This window comes from Nonomuraea sp. KM90, from assembly GCF_052246675.1.
Lineage (GTDB): Bacteria > Actinomycetota > Actinomycetes > Streptosporangiales > Streptosporangiaceae > Nonomuraea.
On the sequence record NZ_JBQQCB010000042.1, the window covers coordinates 37,169 to 56,365 of the forward strand.

The window sequence follows — 19,197 nt, forward strand, 5'->3', positions numbered from 1 at the left end:
CCTAATTTAGGCAAGGCTTCCCTCAGCGAGTGGCGGTAGGCAATCGTGTTCGCCAGTTACCTCATCGGATTGCGTGAAGGACTCGAGGCGGCGCTCGTCGTCTCGGTCCTCATCGCCTTCCTGGTCAAGAGTGACCGCAAGGACAAGCTCCCTCAGGTCTGGAGCGGGGTCGGCGCGGCCGTCGTGCTGTCGGTGGCGTTCGGGGCGCTGCTGACCTTCACCGCCGCCCGCCTCAGCTACACCGGGCAGGAGCTGTTCGAGGCGATCACCTCGCTGCTCGCCGTCGTGTTCGTGACCTGGATGATCTTCTGGATGCGCCGGGCGGCCCGCGCGCTCTCCAAGGAGCTGCGCGGCAAGCTCTCCGAGGCGCTGGAGCTGGGGTCGATCGCGGTGGTCGTGATGGCGTTCCTGGCCGTCGCGCGCGAGGGGCTGGAGACGGCGCTGCTGTTCTTCGCCTCCGTGCAGGGCGCCATCGCTTCGGCAGAACCGTTGATCGGCATCTGCCTGGGGCTGCTCACGGCGGTACTGATCGGCTGGGGCATCTACCGCAGCGCCCTGACGATCAACCTGACGAAGTTCTTCGCCTGGACCGGCGGGCTGCTGATCCTGGTGGCCGCCGGCATCCTCAAGTACGCCGTGCACGACTTCCAGGAGGCCGGCGTGCTTCCCGGCCTGAACACCCAGGCCTTCGACATCAGCGCCGTCCTGCCCGCCGACTCCCCGCACGGCGCCGTGCTGGCGGGGATGCTGAACATCACCCCGCAGCCCAGCGTTCTGGAGGTCGTGGCCTGGGCCGCGTACCTCGTTCCCACCCTCTTCCTCTTCCTGCGCCCGCAGCAGGCCAAGTCCACCGCGCCCTCGGCCGCGTGAACAGGAGCATCATGCGTACCGCCATCAGCATGTCCGCCGGCGCGCTCGCCCTGGCGGCGCTGGCCGCCTGCGGCTCGGGGGGCACCCCCGCCCCCTCCGGCTCCGCCGGACCCGGCAAGGTCGCCGTGGCCGCGAACGACACCGAGTGCAAGGTCGCCGCCACCGAGGTCGCGGCGGGCACCACCACGTTCGCGATCACGAACGGCGGCACCAAGGTCACCGAGTTCTACGTGTACGCGCCGGGCGACCGGGTCATGGCCGAGGTGGAGAACATCGTGCCCGGCCTGACCAGGGAACTCATCGCCGAGCTGCCGGCCGGAGCGTACGAGACCGCCTGCAAGCCCGGCATGGTCGGCAAGGGCATCCGCAACGCGCTCAAGGTGACCGGCCAGCACAAACCGCTCAACGCCGACGCCAAGCTGGCCGAGGCCACCAGGAGCTACCAGCGCTACGTCAAGTCGCAGACCGACACGCTGCTGGTCAAGACCCAGGAGTTCGTGGACGCGGTCAAGGCGGGCGACATCGAGAAGGGCAAGGAGCTGTTCCCGGTGGCGCGTACGTACTGGGAGCGCATCGAGCCGGTCGCGGAGATCTTCGGCGACCTCGACCCCGCGATCGACGGCCGCGAGGCCGACCTGGCCGAGGGCGAGGAGTGGACCGGCTTCCACAAGATCGAGAAGGATCTGTGGATCCACAAGGACATCAGCAAGAGCGGCCCCATGGCCGACAAGCTGATCGCCGACATCAAGACCATCGTGGCCAAGGCCAACGCCACCGAGCTGACTCCGCTGAACCTGGCCAACGGCGCCAAGGAACTGCTCGACGAGGTGGCCACCGGGAAGATCACCGGCGAGGAGGACATCTGGTCGCACACCGACCTCTGGGACTTCGACGCCAACCTCGAAGGCTCCAAGGCGGCCGTGCAGGCGCTCCGGCCGGTGCTGGAGGAGCGGGCTCCCGACCTGGTCAAGACGCTGGACGAGAAGTTCGCGGCGGCCGAGGCGGCGCTCGCCGTGCACCAGAAGGGCGACGGCTGGCAGCTGCACAACGAGCTGTCGAAGGCCGAGCTGAAGGCGCTGTCCGACTCGATCAACGCCCTGGGCGAGCCGATCAGCAAGATCGCCCCGATCGTGGCGAAGTAGCGGGAGGTGGGCACGATGGCGACCAACGGACAGGGCGCCGCGGACGACCGGGAGCGTACGCCCGTCCCGGCCGGCGGGCAGGGCGCCGCGGACGCCCCCGCCGATGGGCCCGCCACCGGGCCCGACACCACGGGGTCGCCCGCTAAGGGGCGGGAGGCTCGGGTGAGCAGGAGGAAGCTGTTCGGTCTCGGCGCGGCGGGGGCCGCCGTGCTGGGCACCGGGGCGGTGGCGGCGCGGTCGCTGCTGGACGAGCCGCCCCGGGCGCACGCCTCCTCCACCTCCGACCCGTTCCCCTTCTACGGCGAGCACCAGGCCGGGATCGTCACGCCCGCGCAGGACCGGCTGCACTTCGTGTCCTTCGACGTCACGACGGACAAGCGGGCCGAGCTTATGGAGCTGCTGCAGGAGTGGACGGCCGCGGCGGCGCGGCTGACCCAGGGCAAGGAGGCGGGCTCGTTCGGCGCGGTGGGCGGCGCTCCCGAGGCCGCGCCCGACGACACGGGTGAGGCGCTCGGGCTGCCGGCGTCGGGGCTGACGCTGACGGTCGGGTTCGGGGCGTCGTTGTTCGACGAGCGGTTCGGGCTGGCGGGGAAGCGTCCGGCCGCTCTCGCCGACTTGCCGAAATTTCCGGGAGAGCAGCTCATTCCGGAAATTTCCGGAGGTGACCTCTGCGTGCAGGCGTGCGCCCACGACCCCCAGGTCGCCGTGCACGCCATCCGCAACCTGGCCAGGATCGGCTTCGGCAAGGTCTCCGTACGCTGGTCGCAGCTCGGCTTCGGCCGTACGTCGTCCACCTCCCGCTCCCAGACCACCCCGCGCAACCTCATGGGCTTCAAGGACGGCACGAACAACCTCAAGCTGGAGGACTCCGACCTGCTGCGCGACCAGCTCTGGGCCTCCGCCGAGGACGGCAGCGCCTGGATGGCGGGCGGCAGCTACCTGGTCACCCGCAAGATCCGCATGACCATCGAGACCTGGGACCGCACGTCGCTGGCCGAACAGGAGCAGATCTTCGGCCGGGACAAGGGCGAGGGTGCGCCGCTGGGCAAGAAGGCCGAGTTCGACCCGCTGGACTTCGCGGCCAAGGGGCCGGACGGGCAGCCGTACATCAAGGCGGACGCCCACGTACGGCTGGCACACCCGAGCTCGCACGGCAACGCGCACCTGCTGCGGCGGGGCTACAACTTCGTGGACGGCTCGGACGGGCTCGGCCGCCTGGACGCGGGGCTGTTCTTCATCGCCTACCAGCGGGATCCCCGCAAGCAGTTCGTACCGGTGCAGATGAGCCTGGCGCGCACCGATCCGCTCAACGAGTACATCAAGCACGTCTCCAGCGCCCTCTTCGCCTGCCCACCGGGCGTCCGGGACGCCGGGGACTACTGGGGCCGCACCCTCTTCGAAACCTGAGTCCCCGGGCGGCCGGGAGTCGCAGCCGCGGGAGCTGTGCTTCCAGGGCACGAAAGGTTGGCGGAAATGTCAGGTTGGTCTGGTAGGACAGGACAGCCGTATCCCCCCATGACCTAGGACCGCCCCGTGACCGATGACCAGCCGACCCACTACGAGCGCTACCTCGACGCCTACGCCGGGTACCCCCTGGCCTATGCGGCCGCCCCGGAGGACGGGGAGCCGGGACCGGACCTGTCCGCCGTCGCCTGGCGGATCGAGGCGAGCGAGTGGGACGACGACGCCCCCGACCAGATCTCCGAAAGTTTCGACTGGTTTCTCGAAAATGCCGACACCGCGAAGGTCCAGGCCATCGTGATCGGGGAGTGGGAGGAGTGCTACGACACCGACAACGCGCCCGTCATCGCCCGCCTCGCCGAGAACGCCGGCCGCCTGCCCGAGCTGCGTTCCCTGTTCCTGGGCGCGATCTCGCCGGAGCAGGCCGAGATCTCCTGGATCCAGCAGTCGGACATCACGCCGCTGCTGGAGGCGTACCCGAAGCTGGAGCGGCTGGAGGTGCGGGGCGGGACGGGGCTCGCGCTGGCGCCGGTGCGGCACGAGGCGCTGCGGGTGCTCAGGTTCGAGACCGGCGGCCTGCCCGCGCAGGTCGTGCGCGGGGTCGGCGGCAGCGACCTGCCGGCGCTGGAGCACCTGGAGTTGTGGTTCGGCGTCGATGAGTACGGCGGCGACGCGACGGCGGCCGACGTGGCGGGGATCCTGAGCGGCGAGCGGCTGCCCGCGCTGCGCCACCTGGGCCTGCAGAACTGCCCGTTCGCGGACGAGCTGGCCGCCGGGCTGGCGGCCGCGCCCGTCGTGGCCCGGCTGGAGTCGTTGAGCCTGTCGATGGGCTCGCTCGGCGACGAGGGCGCGGCGGCGCTGCTCAGCGGCCAGCCGCTCACCCACCTGCGCCGCTTCGACCTCGAACACCACTACATGAGCAGGGCGATGATGGCCCGCCTCACCGAGGCGCTGCCCGGGGTCGAGGTACGGCTGTCCGAGCCGCGAAGCCGCGACGAGGACTGGCGCTACGTCCAGGTGAGCGAGTGACATGGACCGGTACGAGGTGGCGTTCGCCGATCCCGGCGACACGTTCCGGCCCGGCGACCCGGCCCACCACGACCACTCCTTCGGCCTGAGCCGCGAGCACTTCGCCGGTCTGCCGGTCAGGGCTCCGGGCCAGGGCGCGGACCCGTCCGAGCGGGTCGCCTGGCTCGTGTACGACGAGGGCCACCACGACGCGGACAGGAACGAGACGAGCCTGGCCGACGAGCTCGACGGCCTGCTGGCGAGCGTGGACCCCGGCCGGGTGGAGGCCCTCGCGGTCACCGGCTACGGCTCGACCAACGCGCCCGGGGTGCTCGCGGCGTACGCCGACCGGCTGCCCGCGCTGCGCTCGGTGTTCCTCGGGTTCACCGAGACCGAGACGTGGGAGATCTCCTGGATCCGGCAGGGCGACATCACGCCGCTGCTGGCGGCGTACCCGGAGTTGGAGCGGCTGGAGGTGCGCGGGTCTGAGGGGCTCGTGCTGCGGCCGGTCGAGCACGAGCACCTCAGGGTGCTGCGGTTCGAGTGCGGCGGGCTGCCGGGCGAGGTGGTCCGGGCGGTCAGTGCGAGCACGTTCCCGGCGCTGGAGCACCTGGAGCTGTGGCTCGGCGTCGAGGACTACGGCGGCGACGCGACGATCGCCGACCTGGAGGGCGTCCTGTCGGGCGTGCGGCTGCCCGCGCTCAGGCGGCTCGGGCTGCGCGACAGCGAGCGGCAGGACGAGGTGGCCGCCGCCGTGGCCGCCGCGCCCGTGGTGGCCCGGCTGGAGGAGCTCAGCCTGGGCATGGGGCTGCTCACGGACCGGGGCGCGGAGGCGCTGCTCAGCGGGCAGCCCCTGACCCACCTGCGCGTCCTGGACCTGCGGCACCACTTCCTCCGCGACGCCATGATCTCCCGGATGCGGGCGGCGCTGCCCGGCATCGTCGACCTCCACGAGAGACGGGTTCCCGAGGTCGACGACTGGATGTACGTGGCGGTGGCCGAGTGACGGCCCCGAAGGTGACGGTGGGCGGGTGACGACGTCGGGGACGCCGGTGCGGTTCGGCGTGGTCGGAACGCCCGGGGATCGGCGGGTCACCATGTTCCGGGACGCCGTGGTCGGGCGGGGGCTCGCGGAGCCGTACGTGATCTCGTGGCCGGACGTGCTGGCCGGGCGCGAGGTCGGCGCGCCCGAGGGGTCGCTGCTGCGCGTCGACTCCCCCGGGGAGGACGCTCGGGCCGACGAGCTGCTGCGCGGGCCGGGCGATCCGGCGCGGGTGGGCGGGGGCGCCGCCTGGCACAAGGCGTTCACCGCCGGGCTGGAGCGGGTCGCGGCGATCCCCGGCGTGCGGCTGCTGGGGGACGTGGGCGAGATCGGGGTGATGTTCGACAAGCGGCGCTGCCATGCGGTGCTGGCGGGGGCCGGGGTGCCGGTGCCGGGCGCGTTCGAGGCCGGGTCGTACGAGGAGTTGCGCGAGGAGATGGCGCGGCGCGGCTGGGCCAGGGTGTTCGTGAAACCCGCCCACGGCTCCTCGGCCTCCGGCGTGATCGCCTTCCAGGCCCACGCCGGCCGCGTGCGGGCGGTCACCTCGGCCACCTGGATCGGCGGGGTGCTGTGCAACTCGCTGCGGGTCAGGACCGTGACGGAGGAGGCGGAGGCGCGGCGGCTGGTGGACTTCCTGGCGGCCGACGGGTTGCACGTGGAGCGGTGGTTCCCGAAGGCGTCGAGCGGCGGGCGGGTGTTCGACCTGCGGGTGGTGACCGTGGCCGGGGCTCCGACGCACGCCGTCGTACGTACGAGCCGCAGCCCCATGACGAACCTGCACCTCGGCGGCTCGCGCGGCGACCTGGAGACGGTGCGCGGCCGGGCCGGGCTGTGGGAGCGGGTGCTGGAGGTGTGTGCCCGGGCGGCCGCGTGTTTCCCGGGCAGCCTGAGCACGGGCGTGGACGTGATGGTCGGGGCGGACTGGCGGTCGGTGGCGGTGGCGGAGGTCAACGCGTTCGGGGACCTGCTGCCGGGGCTGGGGGATTTTTCAGGACATGGGCGGGACACCTATGCCGAGCAGGTCGAGGCGGTCATCGATGGCCGCTGGTGACGGGCTCGACATGAACGCGATCATCGGCAGCCACGACGTCCTCCTGGTCACGCTCGACACGCTGCGCTACGACGTGGCCGCCGCCCAGGCCGAGGCGGGGCTACTGCCGAACCTGCTGCCGCCCGGCGCGCGCTGGGAGCGGCGGCACAGCCCGGGCAGCTTCACGTACGCCGCCCACGCCGCCATGTTCGCCGGCTTCCTGCCCACGCCGGTCACCCCCGGCCCGCATCCCCGGTTGTTCGCGGCCACGTTCCCCGGGAGCGAGAGCACGGCGGCGGGGACGTGGGTGTTCGACGCTCCCGACCTGCCCACGGGTCTGGCGCGGGCCGGCTACCACACGGTGTGCGTCGGCGGCGTCGGGTTCTTCAACAAGCTCACCCCGCTCGGGTCGGCGCTGCCGGGCCTGTTCGCCGAGAGCCACTGGGAGCCGGAGTTCGGCGTGACGAACCCCGCCTCGCTGGAGCGCCAGATCGACCGCGCCGCCGAGGTGCTGCGGGACGCGCGCGGGCCGGTCTTCCTCTTCCTCAACGTCTCGGCCCTGCACCAGCCGAACCACTTCTACCTGCCCGGCACCACCGGCGACTCCCTGGACAGCCACGCCGCCGCCCTGCGCTACGTCGACCAGCACATCGGCCGGCTCTACGCGCTCATGAGCCGCCGCCGGCCCTGCCTGGCGATCGTGTGCTCCGACCACGGCACGGCGTACGGCGAGGACGGGCACGTCGGCCACCGCATCGGCCACGAGGTGGTCTGGACGGTCCCCTACACCCATTTCGTCCTGGAGAACCATGCGGCCGTATGAGAGTTACGTCTACGCCTACCCGCACAAGACCGCGTACCGGCCGCTCGACCCGCGCCCGCACCTCAAGGAGGTCTGGGCCGGGGAACGGCCGGGAGCGCTGTACGTGCACATCCCGTTCTGCGAGATGCGCTGCGGCTTCTGCAACCTGTTCACCCGCACCGGCGCGCCGGAGGAGCTGGTCACGGCCTACCTGGACGCCCTCGAACGCCAGGCCGGGCAGGTACGCGACGCGCTGGAGGAGACCTCCTTCGGCACGGCGGCCTTCGGCGGGGGCACGCCGACGTACCTCAGCGCCCGCGAGCTGGACCGGCTGTTCGACCTGACGGAGCGGACGATGGGCGTGGACCTGGCGCGGATCCCGCTGTCGGTGGAGACCTCCCCCGCCACCGCCACGCCCGACCGCCTGTCCGTGCTCGCCGAGCGCGGCACGTCGCGGATCTCCATCGGCGTGCAGAGCTTCGTGCCGGAGGAGGCCCGCTCGGCGGTGCGCCCGCAGAAGCGCGCCGAGGTGGACGCGGCGCTGGACGCGATCAGGGCGTCGGGCGTGCCGGTGCTGAACATCGACCTGATCTACGGCATCGACGGGCAGACGCCCCGGTCGTGGCGGTACTCGCTGGACACGGCACTCGGGTGGCGGCCGGAGGAGCTGTACCTCTACCCGCTCTACGTCCGGCCGCTGACCGGGCTGGGCAAGCAGGGGCGGGCATGGGACGACCAGCGCCTGGAGCTCTACCGGGCCGGGCGCGACCATTTGCTGGCGGCCGGGTACGAGCAGGTGTCCATGCGCATGTTCCGGCTCCCCGGTTCCGGTGCGGAGGCGGACTACTGCTGCCAGACCGACGGCATGGTGGGCCTGGGCTGCGGCGCACGGTCGTACACGAGCGGCCTGCACTACTCCTTCGAGTACGCCGTCGGCGCCCGGCACGTGCGCTCGATCATCGACGACTACGTGGCCAGGGCCGACTTCGACGTGGCGAACGTGGGCTTCGCGCTCTCGCCGGACGAGCGCAGGCGGCGGCACCTCATCCAGTCGCTGCTGCGGGCGGAGGGCATGTCCCGGCGGCTCTACACGGACCGGTTCGGCATCGACGTCCTGGACGACTTCCCCATGGACGGGCTCGGCCACTGGCTCACGATCACGGACGAGACGATCACGCTCACCCCGGAGGGCCTGGCCCACTCGGACGCGGTCGGCCCCGCCCTGTTCTCGCCCGAGGTGCGGCGGCTCATGGACGGGTACGAGGCATGCTGACCATCCTCTACCGGGGCCCACTCGCCAGCTGCGACTACGACTGCGCCTACTGCCCGTTCGCCAAGCGCCGGGACACGCCCGAGCAGTTGCGCGCCGACAGGGCCGCGCTGGAGCGGTTCGCCGGGTGGGTCGCGGAGCAGGCGTTCGAGGTCTCGGTGCTGTTCACGCCGTGGGGTGAGGGCCTGGTCAGGTCCTGGTACCGGCGGGCCCTCGTGGAGCTGTCCTGGCTGCCGAACGTCGCGAAGGTCGCCATCCAGACGAATCTGAGCTGCCGTACGGGGTGGTTGTCGGAGGCGTCGGAGCGGGCCGCGCTGTGGGTGACCTACCACCCGACGCAGGTGCCGTACGAGCGGTTCCTGGCCAAGGTCCGCTCGTTGCCGGTGCGCCACAGCGTCGGCATCGTCGGCGACCCGGCGCACCTGTCGTACGCGAGGAGGCTCCGGGCCGACCTGCCGCCCGAGACGTACGTGTGGGTCAACGCCGAGGAGGGTCGCCTCTACACCGACGCCGAGGCCGCCGAGTGGTCGGCCGTCGACCCGCTCTTCCACCACAGCCGCTTCCCGCACGCCAGCGCGGGGCTGCCCTGCCGCACGGGAGACAGCGTGATCTCGGTGAACGGCGACGGCACCGTGCGCCGCTGCCACTTCGTGCCGGAGGTGCTGGGCAACCTGTATGACGGCTCGTACCGGGGCGCGCTGCGGCCCCGAGGGTGCCCCGCCACGGCCTGCGACTGCCATATCGGGTATGTCCACCTGGAGCCGCTCGGTCTCTACGACGTCTTCACCGGCGGGGTGCTCGAACGCATCCCCACCACCTTCTAGCCTCGGCGAGCGAACCGCCGTACCGGACCATGACCGCCCGGCCCTTCCGGGGCGCCATGACCTCAGGTCTCACGCTGCGGGAGGTAGGCGTCCTCGGCGAGCCCGAACGTCCACGCGACCCCCTGGCGGGCGCGCTCGGTCCACGGCGGCACCCGCAGGAAGTAGGTGCGGCGGGTGCCGTCGGGCTCGGGCGTGGAGTTGACCACCTCCACCATGACCAGCGGCTCGTCATCGGCCAGCTCGACCCGCCACAGGACGCCGGTCTCGTCGGAGTGCACCGGCTTCGCGCCCGACTCGGCCAGGTAGCGGTCGAACCCGAAGTGCTCCAGCATGACGCGGCGCAACTCGGCGTTCTCCTCGGAGCGGATGCGCTCGGGGGTGAGCCCGGTCATCGCGGCGCCGAAGCCGGCCGGGACGGGCATGCCGTGCCAGGCGTGCAGGGCGAACCCGTCGGCGTAGACCATGGCCGGCCCGTCCGCGCGGTGCAGCCGCCCCTGGTCGTCGAGGTGCAGCTCGACGGGCCGTTCCGTGACGATGGCGACCCGTTCGTACGGCCACCACCACCCCGCGCGCTCGGCGACCCGCTTGAGCCCGTCAAGCCCGTCAAGCCCATCGAGCCCGCCCAGCGCCGCCGACCCGGGCGCGTCGAGCCTGTCAAGCCCGCCCAGCCCGTCGAGCCCGCCCAGCGCCGCCGGCCCGGGCGCGTCGAGCGCGTCGAACGCCGAGAGCCAGGGCGCGTCGTGCTGCCCGAGCACGGCGTCGAGGGTCACCTGCCGCAAGCTCTCGCCGCCCCGGTCGGCGATCGCCCGCCGCAGGTCACCGACGAGCCGATCGACCTGCGGCCAGAGCCGCCCACCCGTCTCGGCCCACAGCTCCGCCCACCCGACAGGCCCCAGTTCGCCGTACGCCGCCGCCCTGGCCCGCTCCCAGGGCCTGGTACGCAACTCATCCCGCACACACCGCCCGGCCCCACCGCCCCCCAGCCCGAGACCACCACTCCCCACCCCGGAACCGGCACTTCCCAGCGCGCCGGGACCGGCACTTCCCACCCCGCCGGGACCGTCGCCCCCCTGCCCGTCGGGACCGTCGCTCCCATCGGGACCGTCGCTTCCCTGCCCGGAACCGGCCTCCGCACCTCCGGCCAGGCGAGCCGCCAGTTCGGCTCCGGCGGCGGGCGACGGCAGCACCACGACCAGCTCGGGCTCGGCCAGCCCCGCCTCCCGGTACGCCTGCCGCACAGCCTCCTCGGCATCCTCCCCCGGCCCGGTGGCGAGGGCGACCCGCTCCCACGTCAAGGTCGCCATCAGTCGGCCACCACCCGGTAGGAGCCGGGCACGTATTCACGCTGCCGGACCACGCGATACCAGCCCTTCGGCAACGAGATCGCCTCATGCTCCTCATGCACGAGCCGCCCGCCCTCGGGCAGGTGCAGAAAGCCCCGGGCCAACGTGCCGGGACCGGGGATGGCGTGACAGTGCCCGGTGGCCTCACCGTGCGCCAGCACGAGCCGCCCACGGGCATCCCTCGGCTCGGGACGCGCCACGCCGGGCGCGGACTCCTCGGGAACGGGCACGAGCAGGATGTCGCCCTGTCGGTACATCGACCAACCTCCATCGATCGGGGGGATGATCGAAAGCTAACCGGGCCCACCGACAATTCCCGGTCTCACCCGCGCCGCCCTACCGGCCACGCCGCTGGTCGGTCTGCTTCGGATGACCGGCGCCGGCGCGCGTGATCCACAAGGTGCGCTCCTCATCGTCGATCGCGTACCACAACCGACCGCCGGACGTGGCTTCGTACTGCCACTGTTCCAGCGATTGGCCGCCTACCTTGACCACACCGAGCGCACCCTTGAGCGGGTGCTGGCGGCAGTCCACCCGTCGCGGGTCCGCGGTGATGGCCACCCATGCCCGGTCGAGGTTCTCCGGCGCTTGGGCGAGAAGGTGCCGCCAGCCCTCAGCCGCGCGCCTGTCGGCGAAGCGGACGCGCCATGGATGAGGCCGCGGCACGTCGTCGCCACGCCCTGACATCAGACGTCGCCGTTCGGGCGCGTTACCTCTCCGCCGTCGCCGGGGAAGGGCCCCTGCAGTTCGCGGGCGAGCCGGGGATCGCTCCAGACCACCGCGGTCGATCGCCACGACGTCAGCGCCCGCGCGAACGGGAGCAGCTCTCCCGTGTCCGCACCGGCGATCAGGTGGTTGAGGAGCTCACGCACGCACTCATGCCGCTCCGCATCGGGCAGCCAGGTGAGCCAGGGAAGCTCCTCTGCCAGCACTTCCTCCGCGAGATCGCCGTTGCGGCGAGCCACGATGGCGAGCGCTCGGGCGGCGATGCGCAGGCTGGACGCCCCCGCTTCGAACCGTTCCGCGCGCATCAGAATGAGGTTCTCGTCGTCGCGGCGTTCGAGGATGACGTCGGCGTTGTCCAGCGTGGGCAGCACCTCTGAGGGTCCTCGGAGGAACGCGCTGTACGGAAAGCTCTTCGTCACCATGGCCACCAGCTTATCTGAAGTAGTTCAGATAAGCAGCTCAGCGGTGGCGGGCGCGGGAGGCGGCGGCGTGGGCGCGGTTGGCGCAGCGGGTCGAGCAGAACTGGCGCCGGCCCGGGCGGCTCCGGTCGACGAAGGCGTCCTGGCACGGGCGGGCCGCGCATAGGCGCAGCCGTTCCCAGTCGCCGGTCACCGCGAGGTCCAGCAGTTCCGTCACCGCCCGCACCGCGAGCCTCTCGCCCAGCGGGGCGCCCTCGGGGGCGGCGAGCCGCAGGACCGGGGTGCCGTCCGAGTCGACCACGGTCGCGCGCAGCGGCAGCTCGGCCGCCCAGCGGGCCAGGGCCCGCGTCCGCGCCTGCGCGTCCGCGCCGCTCAGGACCTCCCGGAGCCGCCCCCGCACCCCCCGGACGGCCTCGAGCTCCCCCGCCTCACCCCCCTCCCGCCGACCGCCACCAGCCTCCTCCACCGAGCCCGCTTCGCCCGCTTCGCCCCGGCCCCCGCCGGACCCACCCGCCGAACCCGCACCACCCTGGCCACCGCCCGACGCACCCGCCGAGCCCGCATCGCCCCGGCCACCGCCCGACCCACCCGCCGAGCCCGCGCCGTCCCGGCCGCCGTCGGACGCACTTGGGGTGACCGACTCTCGCTCATCGCCGCCGGGTGCGCCCGGCACGTCCAGTTCCGCGCAGAAGCGTCGCAACGCCGCCACGTCCGGGAGCCGCTCCGGGTCGTCCAGGTATTCGTCCCACGTGTTGGCCAGGTCGATCGCCACGAGCCCCGTCTCACCGAACTGGCGCATCCGCACCCCTCCTGTTACCGTCAGGACTATGAGCATAATAACCCCTGACAGAGTCTTGACGGTCCTCGACGCCCCCTCCAACCTCGGCCTGCGCCCACCGGCCCCCGGCACGATCCCCGGCTGCTACAAGGCCCCCTGGGCGCTGCGGAACGCCGGACTTGTGGGGCGTCTCGGCGCGACCGACGCGGGCGCGCTCGTCCCGCCCCGCTACGTGACCACCTGGAAGCCGGGCGATGGCGTGCGCAACGGGCCCGCCATCGCGGCCTACGCCCGTGCCCTGGCCGACCGGGTGAGCGTGATCAGGCGGGACGGCGGGTTCCCGATCCTGCTGGGTGGTGACTGCTCGATCGTGCTCGGGCCCGCCCTGGCCCTGCGCGAGGAGGGGCGGTACGGGCTGGCGTACCTGGACGCGCATGCCGACTTCCGGCACCTGGGCAACTCGCCGCACGTCGGCGCGGCGGCCGGTGAGGATCTGGCTCTGGTCACCGGGCGGGGTGACGACTACCTGACGGACATCGGCGGGCTGCGGCCGTACGTCAAGGACGAGGACGTGATCGTGCTCGGGGTGCGGGACGAGGAGGACCTGCGGGACATCGCCGACAGCGGGCTGTCGTACGTGCCCGGGAACGACATCCCCCTCGACCGGGCCAGGGAGGTGTTGGTGCGGGACGAGCTCGACGGGTTCTGGATCCACGTGGACGCGGACGTGCTCGACCCGTCCGTGCTGTCCGCCGTGGACTCCCCGACTCCTGGCGGGCTCGACGCCGGCCGGCTCACCGGGCTGCTGCGCGGGCTGGCGGGCCTGCCGGGAGCCGCCGGGCTGGAGGTGACGATCCTCGACCCCGACCTCGACCCGGACGGCACCCAGGCGGCCCTGCTGGCCGACATCCTGGTGGCCGCCCTCACCTGACCCCCGACCCCCGACCCCGTCCTCCGCACGTCGCCGCTCCTGGCCTCCCAGTTTCGGCCCGCTCGTGACAAGCGCCGCTCGTGACAAGCGCGGTCCCGATGAGGGCGGGTCCCGATGAGGGCGGGTTCCGATGAGGGCGGGGTCAGCGGATCACGTAAGCGCTGGTGCTGGAGTGGCCGGCCGCGTTGGTGGCCGTGATGGCGGTCCAGGCGCCCGAGGGCGCGTACGGTGCCCAGGCCGACTCGAGCCGCTCCCGCCCGTACCATTCCTGCTTCACCACCACGTCGCCGAAGCGCAGCGTGCCGCCGTGCAGGTTGTGGCCCTCGACGAGGATCCCGGGCCGCCCGTTCAGCTCCTTCCGGTACGCGGCGACGATGATCGGCTGCTGCCACCCGGCCGCGATGTCGTCGGCGAGCGACGGCGTGTCGTAGCGGGCCTGGCAGGTGAAGAAGGGGTCCCACCCGTAAGAGATGACCTTGACGGCATGCCGCCCCGCCGCCATGACCTGCTGGTCGAGCCGGCTCTTCGTGGTCCGCCCGCGCAGCGGCAGCGGGTCCACCCGCCCGCACTCCCCCGCCGCCGGGAAGGGTTCGAAGCCCTCCACGTTGACCCACAGCTCCACGCCCTCCGGGACGCGCCGGGCCGCCGCCTCGACGTAGTCGCTGGTGGAGCCGTAGTACGCCTGCGCGTTGCTCACGTCTCCCACGACCGGCACCAGCCGGGGCGCCACCTTCGCGGCGGCCTCGTGCGCGCCGTACACCGGGACCTTGCCCGTCCCCCGCCCGTCCTGCACGGCGATCGCCATCGGCAGCCCCGCCCGGGTGCCGGCGAGGTCCGCGAGGCCCTCCTCCACCTGCGACGGCGGGAACCCGCGGCCCCTGCGCGCGTCGATGTACGGGCTGACCACGATCTTCTTCCCGGGCAGCGCGGCGGCGACGACCGCGTGCTGGGCCGCGTACAGCGAGACGATCGGGTCCTTGTCCGCCCGCGCCCGCACGGCCAGCTCGAACGACTGGTACACCCCGCCGAACGCCGACAGCCCCGTGAACCGCTCCCGGTAGTCGGCCAGCACCCGCGCCGTGAAGGCGTTGAGCGCCGCGGTGTGCGCGTGGTCGGGCTCCCACGGCTTGCCCTCCCGCTGGGGCGCCGCGGGCAGCCCGGGGAAGACCGTCATGCCGTACGCGGTCGCCTCGCGCATCAGGTTCCCCAGCCCGTCGCCGTCGGTGGTGACGAGCACGAGGTCGTGCACGGCTTCGGCGCAGGAGGCGGCCAGCGACAGCCGGTAGAAGATCCGCCCCCGGCTCTCGATCCGCCGGTCGAGCCCGGGGCAGCGCAGCATGCCCGGCCCGAACTCCTCGCTGGTCGCGTACGTGTAGACCTGGCGGACCCGCTTGCCCGGCACCTCGGCGCACGGCCTGCCGTCCACGAGGCAGGCGTCGAAGTCGGGATCGGGCCGGGTGTCGAACCGGGGCCCGAACGTGATCAGCGTGTCGCCGCCGATGGTGTGGATCGCCTCGACCATGCGCTGCGTGACGCACCTGTCGGCCCGCGGCATGACCCAGTAGCCGGTGACCGCGTAGGGGGCCGCCACCCGGGTGTCGCGGGGCGGGCATTCCTCCGTCTCCGGATCGTCCGGTATGACCATGCCCACCACAAAGGCGACCGCCACGACCAGCCACAGGATCCGGTGCACCCACGCCCCTTCCACGCGCCCCCAGCCTACGCATCACACCCCCGGTGCGAGCCGCCGTCGAGTGATCGCGGAGAATGGCGGCAGGGGGTGGGACATCGTGCGGATCGATCTCAGTGGCAGGACCGCGCTGGTCACCGGCTCGACCCAGGGGATCGGGGCGGCCATCGCCACCGGGCTGGCCCAGGCCGGGGCCCGGGTGGGCATCAACGGCCGCGGCGAGGGCTCGGTCGCGGCGGCCATCGAGCGGATGGACGACGAGCGCATCGAGGCCGAGCGGACCGTCGGCGCGCTGCCGCGCTACGACCTGGTCGCGGCGCCGGGCGACGTCTCGACGGACGAGGGCTGCGAGCGGGTGGTGAGCATGCTCCCCCACGTGGACATCCTGGTCAACAACCTGGGCATCTTCGGGGCCAAGCCGGCGCTGGAGATCGGCGACGACGAGTGGCGGCGCTACTTCGAGGTCAACGTGCTGGCCGCGGTCCGCCTCACCCGGGCCTACCTGCCCGCCATGACCGAGCGCGGCTGGGGCCGGATCCAGTACATCGCGAGCGACTCCGCCGTCGTCATCCCCCAGGAGATGATCCACTACGGCATGACGAAGACCGCGCTGCTGGCGGTCTCCCGTGGGTTCGCCAAGGAGGCGGCGGGCAGCGGGGTGACGGTCAACTCCGTGATCGCGGGGCCGACGCACACCGGGGCGTGGAGGAGTTCGTCTACCAGCTGGTGGACCGGGACCTGCCCTGGGATCGGGCGCAGCGGGAGTTCATGCGGCGGCACCGCCCGCAGTCGCTGCTCCAGCGGCTGATCGAGCCCGAGGAGATCGCGAACATGGTGGTCTACCTGAGCTCGCCCTTCGCCTCCGCGACGACGGGCGCGGCGGTGCGGGTGGACGGCGGCTACGTGGACTCGATCCTTCCCTGAACGCGACACCCTCTGAAGGAGAGCCTCCCCTGAGCGCGATCCTCCCCTGAAGGAGAGCCACGGGCTCCCACTGCCGGGGGATGTGACCGGCCCGGCCCGCGGTCAGCCTGAGGGCATGATCCTTCACACTCTCATCGCGGGCGCCGTGGCGCTCGGCGCCCTGGCCGTCCCCGCGCCACCGGCGATCACGTGGCGGGACTGCCCGGCCTACTCCGACGACGTGCTGCGCTGGAGCGGGCTCGCCGAGAAGGACTTCCCCGAGTTCCGGCGCCTGTTCGGCCGTACGGAATGCGGCACGCTCAAGGTCCCCCAGAACTACGCGGACCCGGGCGGCAAGCAGATCACCATCGCCCTGACCAGGCTCAAGGCCACCGACCGGAAGCGGCGGGTGGGCAGCCTGGCGGTCAACCCCGGCGGGCCGGGCGGCAGCGGCTACCTGATGCCCATCGAGCTCGTCATGGGCGGCGCGAAGCTGAACGACCGCCACGACCTGATCGGGTTCGACCCGCGGGGCGTCGGCTACAGCACCAAGGTCAAGTGCGCGGTGGGCCCGCAGAGGCCGCCGGGTCCGGGCCCCGTCACCGAGGAGGAGGCCAGGAGGGTCTACGCCGAGACCGTCAAGGGCAACCAGGAGTGCGGCAAGTCGGACCCCGGCTTCGTCGGCCAGCTCACGACCGCGAACGTGGCCCGCGACCTCGACCGGATCCGCGCCGCGCTGGGCGAGCCGCGGCTCAGCTTCCTGGGCGTCTCGTGGGGCACCTGGCTGGGGACGGTCTACCGCAGCCTGTTCCCCGGGAAGGTGCGGCGCATGTGGCTGGACAGCCAGGCGCTGCCCGTGCCCAGGATGGACGTCTTCACCGAGGTACGCGCCATGGCCACCGACCGCGACTTCCGGCGGATGGCCGCGTGGATCGCCGGGCGCGACGACACGTACGGGTTCGGCTCGACCGAGGAGGAGGTGGTCTCGGCGCTGACGCGGCTGCGCGAGAAGTACGACGCCGACCCGTTGACCTTCACCGACATCGACGTCACCATCGACGGCCGGATGATCGCGGAGGCCGCCGGACAGCCGAGCGTGGCCTGGCCGGACGTGACCGAGGTGCTGAAGGAGCTGGTGGACGCCACCGGGCCGGAGGCGCCGCCCGCGCTCAAGCGAGCCTTCGGCGATGAGCGGCCGCCGAAGCCCGCGGATGCGCCCGAGCGCCAGAACCGGGTGGCCAACGTGTCCATCTTCTGCAACGAGGATCTGGGGCCGCGTACGTTCGAGTCGGCCTGGAACGCCTACCAGCAGCGGCTGAAGCGCTATCCGGTGACCGGCGAGGCCAGCGCGTTCTTCCCGCTGTGCGCGGGGTGGCCGCTGCCCGCCCAGGCCCCGAAGCTGCGGCACAGCGGGGGGTCGCTGGTGATGTCGGGGCACCTGCACGAGAGCCCGTCGCCGTACGAGTGGACGCTGGAGACGCAGAAGGTCATCGGCGGGCACGTGGTGACGATCGATGACGACGTGCACGGCTCCGCCCTGAGGACTCCGGGCTGCCTGACCAAGGTCGTCGCCTACTTCGAGACCGGCCACCGCCCGGGCTCCTGCCCCGGGGTCCCGCTGCCGAGTTGACGGCGGTCGAGGCCGGAGAGCTGCCAGGCCAGGCGGCGGCGTACGGCGGGGACGCGGCCCGCGAGCCCCAGCACCAGGTTGCGCACCGGCCGCAGGGCCGCGCTCGCCGTGGCCAGCGCCGTCAGCCGCCCGGCCAGCGCCACGACCTTCTCCGCCACCGGCCGGCGGGCGGCGGCGTAGCCGTCGAGCTGGTCCTCGGGGCCGCCCGCCAGCACCTTGGCCAGCGCCTCGCCCAGCTTGACGGCGTCCTCGACGCCCAGGTTCATGCCCTGCCCGCCGGCGGGCGAGTGCACGTGCGCGGCGTCCCCGGCGAGCAGGACCCGCCCGTCCCGGTAGGTGTCGGCGATCCGGTGGTGGACGCGGAAGCGCGACCCCCACACCACCTCCTCGACCACGGCGGGCACGGCCTGGGGCCCGCGCGTGTCGAGCAGCCGCTGCACGAACGCCGCGTCGGGCTCGCGCGGGGCCTCGTCCACGGTCGCCACGATCCGGTGCAGCCCGTCGGGCAGCGGCGCCACGACCACCAGGCCGTCGGGCGAGAAGTAGAGGATGACCTCGTCCTGCGGCACCCCACCGCTCAGCCGGACGTCGGCCAGGGTGAACGACTCGGCGTACGTGCCGCCGCCGAAGCCGATCCCGGCCTGCTCGCGTACGACGCTGTGCAGCCCGTCGGCCCCCACCAGGTAGGAGGCCCGCAGCGTGCGCCCGTCCGCCAGGGTCGCGGTGACGCCGGAGGCGTCCTGCGCGATCGTGGTCACCAGCGCCGGCCGCAGCACCCGGACGCCCAGCTCTGTGAGCCTGGCCAGCAGGAACGCCTCGGTGTCCGCCTGGGAGACCATCAGCGTGTACGGGTAGCGCGTCGGCAGCCCCTCGAAGGGCACCGGCACCAGCAGCCGGTCGCGGTCGCGGATCGTGAAGCGCGGCGTGTGCACCCCGCGCGCGGTCAGGGCGGGGGTGACCCCGTACGGCTCCAGCAGCTCCAGCGTGCGCGAGTGCACGACCGCGGCCCTGGAGGTGTGCGCGCCCTCGGCCTGCCCGTCCACGACGACGACGCCGTGGCCGAGCTGGGTCAGGACGATGGCGGTGGTCAGCCCCACGGGGCCGGCGCCGACGATGAGCACGTCAGTGCTGATCATGATTCCTCCTCGGAAGCCCACGCTTGTAGGCCAACACCTGTTGACACTAGAGCGATGGTCCCCGCATGTCAACGCTTGTTGGCCAACGCTCGCAGGCAGAACCCAGCACAGATGCAGGAAATTGTCCTATATCGCTACTTCCTGACCTTTATCCCGCTAACAGCCATGACCAGGGCACGAATCATCGGGGCG

Annotated in this window: 18 protein-coding genes and 1 pseudogene; 12 read left to right on the forward strand and 7 right to left on the reverse strand. The window is 72.5% G+C overall.

Annotated features, from left to right (window positions below):
- The first annotated feature begins 45 nt into the window (after window positions 1–45).
- The 9 genes from efeU to ACTWPW_RS32700 all read left to right on the forward strand — a co-directional run bounded on the left by efeU (window position 46) and on the right by ACTWPW_RS32700 (window position 9,449).
- Entirely contained in the window at window positions 46–870 is an 825-nt protein-coding gene (gene efeU, locus ACTWPW_RS32660; RefSeq protein WP_443170862.1) for an iron uptake transporter permease EfeU, read from the forward strand.
- Window positions 871–881: 11 nt separating this feature from the next.
- Entirely contained in the window at window positions 882–2,012 is a 1,131-nt protein-coding gene (gene efeO / locus ACTWPW_RS32665) for an iron uptake system protein EfeO (protein ID WP_443170863.1), read from the forward strand.
- A gap of 15 nt (window positions 2,013–2,027) precedes the next feature.
- Window positions 2,028–3,419: an iron uptake transporter deferrochelatase/peroxidase subunit gene (gene efeB / locus ACTWPW_RS32670; protein WP_443170864.1), complete on the forward strand. Its 1,392-nt coding sequence runs from the start codon at window positions 2,028–2,030 to the stop codon at window positions 3,417–3,419.
- 126 nt (window positions 3,420–3,545) lie between these two features.
- The gene (locus tag ACTWPW_RS32675) at window positions 3,546–4,502 is read left to right on the forward strand and encodes an STM4015 family protein (protein WP_443170865.1); all 957 of its coding nucleotides are present in this window, start codon (window positions 3,546–3,548) and stop codon (window positions 4,500–4,502) included.
- 1 nt (window position 4,503) lies between these two features.
- Entirely contained in the window at window positions 4,504–5,487 is a 984-nt protein-coding gene (locus tag ACTWPW_RS32680; RefSeq protein ID WP_443170866.1) for an STM4015 family protein, read from the forward strand.
- A gap of 25 nt (window positions 5,488–5,512) precedes the next feature.
- Window positions 5,513–6,574 (forward strand): STM4014 family protein, encoded by a 1,062-nt coding sequence (locus ACTWPW_RS32685; RefSeq protein ID WP_375113098.1) that lies wholly within the window; start codon window positions 5,513–5,515, stop codon window positions 6,572–6,574.
- Window positions 6,561–7,376 (forward strand): STM4013/SEN3800 family hydrolase, encoded by an 816-nt coding sequence (locus ACTWPW_RS32690; protein ID WP_443170867.1) that lies wholly within the window; start codon window positions 6,561–6,563, stop codon window positions 7,374–7,376. Before ACTWPW_RS32685 ends, ACTWPW_RS32690 begins: the two co-directional genes overlap by 14 nt.
- Window positions 7,363–8,628, forward strand: a complete 1,266-nt coding sequence (locus ACTWPW_RS32695) for an STM4012 family radical SAM protein (RefSeq protein ID WP_443170868.1) — start codon at window positions 7,363–7,365, stop codon at window positions 8,626–8,628. The genes ACTWPW_RS32690 and ACTWPW_RS32695 overlap by 14 nt, the downstream gene beginning before the upstream one ends.
- On the forward strand, window positions 8,622–9,449 hold the full coding sequence (locus ACTWPW_RS32700; protein ID WP_443170869.1) for an STM4011 family radical SAM protein: 828 nt from the start codon (window positions 8,622–8,624) through the stop codon (window positions 9,447–9,449). Before ACTWPW_RS32695 ends, ACTWPW_RS32700 begins: the two co-directional genes overlap by 7 nt.
- A gap of 62 nt (window positions 9,450–9,511) precedes the next feature.
- Here ACTWPW_RS32700 and ACTWPW_RS32705 read toward each other — a convergent pair whose 3' ends face one another.
- The 5 genes from ACTWPW_RS32705 to ACTWPW_RS32725 all read right to left on the reverse strand — a co-directional run bounded on the left by ACTWPW_RS32705 (window position 9,512) and on the right by ACTWPW_RS32725 (window position 12,736).
- The gene (locus ACTWPW_RS32705) at window positions 9,512–10,753 is read right to left on the reverse strand and encodes a DUF6745 domain-containing protein (RefSeq protein WP_443170870.1); all 1,242 of its coding nucleotides are present in this window, start codon (window positions 10,751–10,753) and stop codon (window positions 9,512–9,514) included.
- The gene (locus ACTWPW_RS32710; protein ID WP_443170871.1) at window positions 10,753–11,049 is read right to left on the reverse strand and encodes a hypothetical protein; all 297 of its coding nucleotides are present in this window, start codon (window positions 11,047–11,049) and stop codon (window positions 10,753–10,755) included. The genes ACTWPW_RS32705 and ACTWPW_RS32710 overlap by 1 nt, the downstream gene beginning before the upstream one ends.
- A gap of 79 nt (window positions 11,050–11,128) precedes the next feature.
- Window positions 11,129–11,353, reverse strand: a complete 225-nt coding sequence (locus tag ACTWPW_RS32715; RefSeq protein ID WP_375113092.1) for a hypothetical protein — start codon at window positions 11,351–11,353, stop codon at window positions 11,129–11,131.
- Window positions 11,354–11,478: 125 nt separating this feature from the next.
- Window positions 11,479–11,889 (reverse strand): hypothetical protein, encoded by a 411-nt coding sequence (locus tag ACTWPW_RS32720; protein WP_443170872.1) that lies wholly within the window; start codon window positions 11,887–11,889, stop codon window positions 11,479–11,481.
- 88 nt (window positions 11,890–11,977) lie between these two features.
- Entirely contained in the window at window positions 11,978–12,736 is a 759-nt protein-coding gene (locus tag ACTWPW_RS32725) for a CGNR zinc finger domain-containing protein (protein ID WP_443170873.1), read from the reverse strand.
- A 28-nt stretch (window positions 12,737–12,764) separates the two neighbouring features.
- On the opposite strand from ACTWPW_RS32725, the gene ACTWPW_RS32730 reads away from it, so the two are divergent.
- Complete coding sequence (locus ACTWPW_RS32730; protein ID WP_443170874.1) at window positions 12,765–13,646, forward strand: arginase family protein; 882 nt, start codon at window positions 12,765–12,767, stop codon at window positions 13,644–13,646.
- A 142-nt stretch (window positions 13,647–13,788) separates the two neighbouring features.
- On the opposite strand, the gene ACTWPW_RS32735 is transcribed toward ACTWPW_RS32730, so the two are convergent.
- Window positions 13,789–15,354, reverse strand: coding sequence for a hypothetical protein (locus tag ACTWPW_RS32735; protein WP_443170875.1), 1,566 nt, complete (start codon window positions 15,352–15,354; stop codon window positions 13,789–13,791).
- Window positions 15,355–15,436: 82 nt separating this feature from the next.
- Here ACTWPW_RS32735 and ACTWPW_RS32740 point away from each other — a divergent pair.
- A pseudogene (locus tag ACTWPW_RS32740) lies at window positions 15,437–16,260 on the forward strand (SDR family NAD(P)-dependent oxidoreductase).
- A 115-nt stretch (window positions 16,261–16,375) separates the two neighbouring features.
- Window positions 16,376–17,869 (forward strand): alpha/beta fold hydrolase, encoded by a 1,494-nt coding sequence (locus tag ACTWPW_RS32745; RefSeq protein ID WP_443170876.1) that lies wholly within the window; start codon window positions 16,376–16,378, stop codon window positions 17,867–17,869.
- Here the strand turns inward: ACTWPW_RS32745 and ACTWPW_RS32750 are convergent.
- Window positions 17,812–19,005, reverse strand: coding sequence for an FAD-dependent oxidoreductase (locus ACTWPW_RS32750; protein WP_443170877.1), 1,194 nt, complete (start codon window positions 19,003–19,005; stop codon window positions 17,812–17,814). The two genes, ACTWPW_RS32745 and ACTWPW_RS32750, sit on opposite strands and share 58 nt — an antisense overlap.
- Between the last annotated feature and the right edge of the window lie 192 nt (window positions 19,006–19,197).